The sequence below is a fragment of the Mycobacterium sp. genome (genome assembly GCF_050701675.1).
Taxonomy (GTDB): domain Bacteria; phylum Actinomycetota; class Actinomycetes; order Mycobacteriales; family Mycobacteriaceae; genus Mycobacterium.
The window spans coordinates 1-5451 of record NZ_JBOGDD010000430.1 but is presented as its reverse complement, the minus strand read 5'-3'; the positions used below and the strand labels follow the sequence as shown (position 1 = coordinate 5451).

Below are 5451 nucleotides of genomic sequence, written 5' to 3'. Positions count from 1 at the left end.
GCGCTGGTGAAGATCGGGACGGCGATGGTCACGCTGATCGCCGTCCACAGCGTGGCCCGATCGCGCCACCGCACACCGGCAGGCGGGGGCGTCGCCAGTCGGGCTGCGCGGTCGAGCACGGCGGTGTGGGCTGCGCCGAGGGCCGCCGCCGGAACCGTGGGCCGGCCGACGAGCGCTGCCATGCCACACAGCAGTGGGTGTCGGCCGTGGCGGCGAGCCGCGTTGTCGTCGGCGTTCATCTCTAGTAGCCGTGATATGGCGTCGGGCCCGGCGGCCAGCAGCGGCAGCGAGGGTAGTCCGGCGGCGGCGGCACGCAACACCATCAACAGTTGGTGGTGGCGACCGGTCAGGTGCGCGTATTCGTGGGCCAGCACTGCGGCCAGTTGGTCGTCTTCGAGGCTTGCCAGCGCCGCGCTGGTGACGACGATGGCGCGCGGACGTCCGGATACGCAGTAGGCCGCGGCCTGGTCGGCGTTCACGACGAACACGTCGGGCCATGGGGTGGGTCGGCCGACGACGCGGGCTGCCATCGCGTGCTCGTGGCTGGTCGTTCGGAGCGTGCGCAGCGTTCTGATGATGCGGAGGCCGAACACGATCGACAACGCCAGGGACGTGCCGATGAGGGTGACGGCAATGGTCGCCGCGACGGGGCGCGACATGTCGATCTGGCCGAGGTGGCCAAGGATCTCCAGACACATCGTCCCGACGACGCTGTTGGAGAGGGCGTCCATGGCGTCGAGCCCCAACACGATCATCGCTGCCGCCCAGGCGCCCAGGACGCCGATGATCGCGGTGAGCCAGGCGGTCACGCCGAGGAGCGGGTTGATTCCGCGTGTGGTGATCTTGGCCAGCACGCGCGGCCCCCACCAACTCATCAGTGCCGCGTACAGCAGGAGACCCGCCGCGACGCTCACGAGCTTGCCCGGCGGTTGATGAAGCGGCGAAGGGTGGTCTTCACCTGCGCCGATTCGGCGTCGTTCATCTGGTCGAGGAAGTGCGACAGCACCAGGTTGGTGTCCCCGCCGGATTCGAAGGCCTTGCGCATCAACTTGGCGGAATGCTCTTCGCGGGTCATCGCGGGACGGTAGTGGTAGGCCTTGCCGACCCGTTCGCGTTCCAGCCACCCCTTGCGGTGCAGGTTGTCCATCGTGGAGAGCACGGTGGTGTAGGCGATCACCCGGTCTGCGGCGAGTTCGTCGAAGATGTCGCGGACCGTGCACACGTCGTCGCGGTCCCACACTCGGTCCATCACCACGGCCTCGAGTTCTCCGAAACCTCGAACTCGCACGGCACGCTCCTGCGGTTGGACTGCGACGTCTCGCACCGGCTGCGAGGTCGGACTGATGCAGCCAACTTAGGCCCCGAAAAGCGGTGCGCCAATTTGCGGCGCGCCAATGTCTCGAAACCGTTACAGCTCTGCCCATCACTCGTGACGGGAGTTACTGCTGGGTCCCGAGTGATGTACGGTCCGACAACGTACTGCCTAACTACGTACTACCGCGTTACGTAGTACGACGGGTGATGCGATGCGCGGGCGCATCCCGCAGGGACGTGGGCGCGATTCGAGTCGTAGGGAGACCACAGGCGGATGGCAATCAGTCGGCATTTGGGCCGCATCGTGTCGGTGGTCGCTGCCGCCGCGCTCGCGGTGACCTCGATGAGCGCGCCCGCCCCCGCGCGCGGGGAACCGGGACCCGTCGCCGGGGGTGCGGACACGGTGACCGCCCTGATCGTCCGGGTAGCCGAGGCGGATCAACGGTTGCAGCAACTCGGTGCCCACATTCAGGATCGCCAGGAAGGCGTGAACAAAGCGATCGCCGAAGTCCAGACCGCGCGCGACGCGGCCGAGACGGCACGCCGCGACGTGGAGACCAGCCAGCTGGCCGTGCGCGAGGCCAACACTGCCATCGCCGCCGCGCAGCAGCGGTTCGACACCTTCGCCGTCGCGGCCTACGTCAACGGCCCCTCCGATTCCTACCTGACGGCGGCCAGTCCCGAGGACGTCATTGGTGCCTCGGGGACGGGCCAGGCGCTGCAGATCAGCGTCGAGAAGACCAGGGCGGACCTCGCGCGGGCGCGCACCGTAGCGGTGAACGAGGAGTCCTCGGCTCGGGCGGCTCGGCAACGCGCAGACGAGGCTGCGGCACGGGCCCGAACCAGCATGGACGCCGCGGTCGCGACGTTGTCCGAGGCTCAACGGCAGTTCGGTGCCCAGCAGGCCGAGGTGGATCGTGTCGCCGAGCAGCGCCGAACGGCCCGGGCCCGGCTGGATGCCGCCCGCACGCGGTCGACGGCGAGCGGGACGGTGTTGTCGAGCGGCACCGGGACGGCGATGGGGGCGCCCGCCGTGCCCACTGCCACCGCCGGCTGGGACCGGGCGGCCCCGCACGATTCCGAGGCTGCGACGCCCTCCGGCACCGGCCAGTGGGACACCACGCTGCCCATGGTGCCCAGCGCGAACGTCGCCGGTGATCCCGTCGCGATCATCAACATGGTGCTTCAGATCTCGTCCACGTCAGCGCAACTCACCGCTGACCTGGGCCGCAAGTTCCTGACGACGATCGGGATCCTGCCGCAGGCCAGCGCGGCCGTCGATCCCGGGATCACCAATGGGCGCATCCCGCGGGTGTACGGACGGCAAGCGTCCGAATACGTCATCCGTCGCGCGATGTCACAGCTCGGCGTGCCGTACTCGTGGGGTGGAGGGAACGCCAACGGTCCGTCCAACGGCATCGACCAGGGCGCGGGAACGGTGGGCTTCGACTGCTCAGGGCTCTACCTGTATGCCTTCGCAGGGGTGGGCATCAAGCTCGACCACTACTCGGGATCGCAGTACGACGCCGGCCGCAAGATCCCGTCCTCGCAGATGCGCCGTGGTGACCTCATCTTCTACGGGCCCAACGCCAGCCAGCACGAAGCCATGTACCTGGGCGACGGCCAGATGCTGGAGGCGCCCTACACCGGGTCCACGGTCAAGATCTCCCCCGTGCGGACCAGCGGAATGACCCCGTATGTCACCAGGCTCATCGAATACTGATGACACACAGGAACACGCAGCAGAATGGCCGGATGCCCCGCGGCCGACACGTGGCCAGCACACATCCGAAACGGCACCTGCCATGACCCGACGCACGCCGCATCGGCTCCAGCTGAGCCGGCGGGAACTCCTCGCCGCCAGCGCCACCATCGCCGGTGGCATCGTGTTGTCCGGCTGCGCCAGGACGCCTGATCCCACAGCCACCAGGCAGGCCGACATCGACACCGTCGAGGCTGCGCGGCCGCACACCGGACGCACGGTCACGATGACACTCACCGCGAAGCCCGCGGTCCTCGACCTGGGTGGTACCCGCGCCAGCACACTGGCCTACGGCACCGACCTCCCCGGCCCGCTCATTCGCGCCGACGTCGGTGACGAACTCGCCATCACGCTGGTCAACCGGCTCACCCGTCCGACGTCACTGCACTGTCACGGCATCGCTCTGCGCAACGACATGGACGGTGCCACCCCAGCCACCCCCAACGTCGAGCCGGGAGGTGACTTCACCTACCGCTTCTCGGTTCCCCATCCCGGAACGTATTGGGCGCACCCCCACACCGGCCTCGACGCCGACACCGGCCTATACCTACCGCTCATCGTCGACGACCCCGCCGAGCGGGGTGTCTACGACGTCGAGTGGATCGTCGTACTCGACGACTGGACCGACGGAATCGGCAAGACGCCCGAGCAGATTTGGCGTGATCTGTCCGGCGGAGGGTCCGCGGCGCACGACGACATGCCGGGCATGGGTGCGATGCCCGCGATGGAGGGCGTGGGCACCAGCCCGTTGCTCGGCGGGGACGCCGGGGACGTGAACTATCCCTACTACTTGATCAACGGCCGAATCCCCTCTGCAGCAACGGTGTTCACTGCCACACCTGGCCAACGAATCCGGCTGCGGATGATCAACGCCGGGTCGGACACCGCGTTCCGGGTCGCACTGACCGGCCACTCCATGACGGTCACCCACACCGACGGATATCCGGTCGTCCCGGCCGACGTCGACGCGGTGCTACTGGGGATGGGTGAGCGCTACGACGCGATCGTCACCGCCGGCGACGGTGTCTTCGCGCTCATGGCCATGCCCGAGGGGAAGAACGGGGTGGCGCGCGCCCTGCTGTCCACCGGTGCGGGCGCCGGACCCGGCGCCGGATATCAGCCACCCGAGATGGCGGGCCGCGTCGGCACGGCGGCGATGTTCGTCGCCACCGAGGCCGCATCGTTTCCCGCCGGTGCGCCCGACACCTCCCTGACCGCGGAGCTGACCGGGTCCATGATGAGCTACGACTGGTCGATCAACGGGGTCACCTTCCCCGACGCTCAACCCATGACGGTTCAGCAGGGTCAACGGGTCAGCCTCACCTTCCGCAATTCCACGACGATGTGGCATCCAATGCACCTGCACGGACACACGTTTCAGATCATGCGGCCCGACGGAAGCCTGGGTGCCCGCAAGGACACCGCGATCGTGCTACCGAGGCAAACGGTGAGCACGACGTTCGTCGCCGACAATCCTGGCGTCTGGATGATGCACTGCCACAACACGTATCACCAAGAGGCTGGCATGATGACCAGTGTCGACTACGCGACGTGAGCACGGTGCCAGTAGGTCTCGATCATGACGACGTGAGCAGAGCCACCCGGGTGTCACCCCGAACGCGGACACATTTGAATGCACCGCGGCAATCCACGGACAGGAAGGCATCCGATGACACGGCGTGACGACGGGCCCTGGTACATCGGCTCGCATCGAATCAGGTGGCTACCAGTGGCCGCCGTGGTCGCGGTCGTCGCGCTGACCGGAGCGCTGATGGTCGTGGCCGTGAAGAACCGATCCGCCGATCCGGACACGGTCGACTGCACCCACGCCAAGTGCGTGGCACTGACCTTCGACGACGGACCCACCCCGTTCACCGATCGGCTCCTTCGCGTGCTGACCGCCGACGACGCGAAGGCCACCTTCTTCCTCGTAGGCAACAAGGTCGCCGCCGACCCGGCAAGCGCGCGACGCATCGCCGACGCCGGGATGGAGATCGGCAACCACACCTGGGAACACGCCAACATGTCCACCGTTCCGGTGCAAGACATCCCCGATCAACTCTCCAAGGGCACCTCGGCCATTGCCGCCGCCACCGGTCGGGCACCCGACCTGTTGCGGACCGCCGGCGGCTTGATCAACGACGCGGTGCTCGCCGAGGCGAAACGGCAGGGGCTGGCCGACATCAATTGGGACGTCATCCCGTTTGATTGGATCAACGACTCCAACACCGACGCCACGCGCTACATGCTGATGACCCAGATCACCCCCGGCTCGGTGGTGTTGCTGCACGACACCTACTCGAGCACCGTGGACCTCGTTGAGCAGTTCATCCCGGTGCTCAAGGCTAACGGCTATCACCTGGTTACCGTCGGCC

5 protein-coding genes are annotated in these 5451 nt (G+C 67.6%); 3 read left to right on the top strand and 2 right to left on the bottom strand.

All coding sequences use genetic code 11. The annotated features are described in order from the left end of the window. A partial coding sequence (locus tag ACRDUX_RS12995) for a M56 family metallopeptidase (RefSeq protein ID WP_526414436.1) occupies positions 1 to 914 on the bottom strand: 914 nt, incomplete at its 3' end. Next, positions 911 to 1288 carry a BlaI/MecI/CopY family transcriptional regulator gene (locus tag ACRDUX_RS12990; RefSeq protein WP_526414435.1) on the bottom strand — a complete coding sequence of 126 codons (378 nt, stop codon included), beginning with the start codon at positions 1286 to 1288 and terminating at the stop codon, positions 911 to 913. The genes ACRDUX_RS12995 and ACRDUX_RS12990, both read right to left, overlap by 4 nt. 300 nt (positions 1289 to 1588) lie before the next feature. Between ACRDUX_RS12990 and ripA the strand changes: the two genes are divergently transcribed. From ripA to ACRDUX_RS12975, 3 genes are all read left to right on the top strand, one after another. Continuing rightward, a complete protein-coding gene (ripA, locus tag ACRDUX_RS12985; RefSeq protein WP_526414434.1) occupies positions 1589 to 3037 on the top strand; it encodes an NlpC/P60 family peptidoglycan endopeptidase RipA in 1449 nt (482 codons plus the stop codon). A gap of 82 nt (positions 3038 to 3119) precedes the next feature. Next, on the top strand, positions 3120 to 4631 hold the full coding sequence (locus ACRDUX_RS12980) for a multicopper oxidase family protein (RefSeq protein WP_526414433.1): 1512 nt from the start codon (positions 3120 to 3122) through the stop codon (positions 4629 to 4631). 216 nt (positions 4632 to 4847) lie between these two features. Further along, the coding region (locus tag ACRDUX_RS12975) for a polysaccharide deacetylase family protein (protein ID WP_526414437.1) at positions 4848 to 5451 on the top strand (604 nt) is incomplete at its 3' end.

Bases quoted from the DNA above. Each gene is read 5' to 3' on its own strand.
- ripA (WP_526414434.1), top strand. From the start codon at position 1,589: ATGGCAATCAGTCGGCATTTGGGCCGCATCGTGTCGGTGGTCGCTGCC.
- ACRDUX_RS12980 (WP_526414433.1), top strand. From the start codon at position 3,120: ATGACCCGACGCACGCCGCATCGGCTCCAGCTGAGCCGGCGGGAACTC.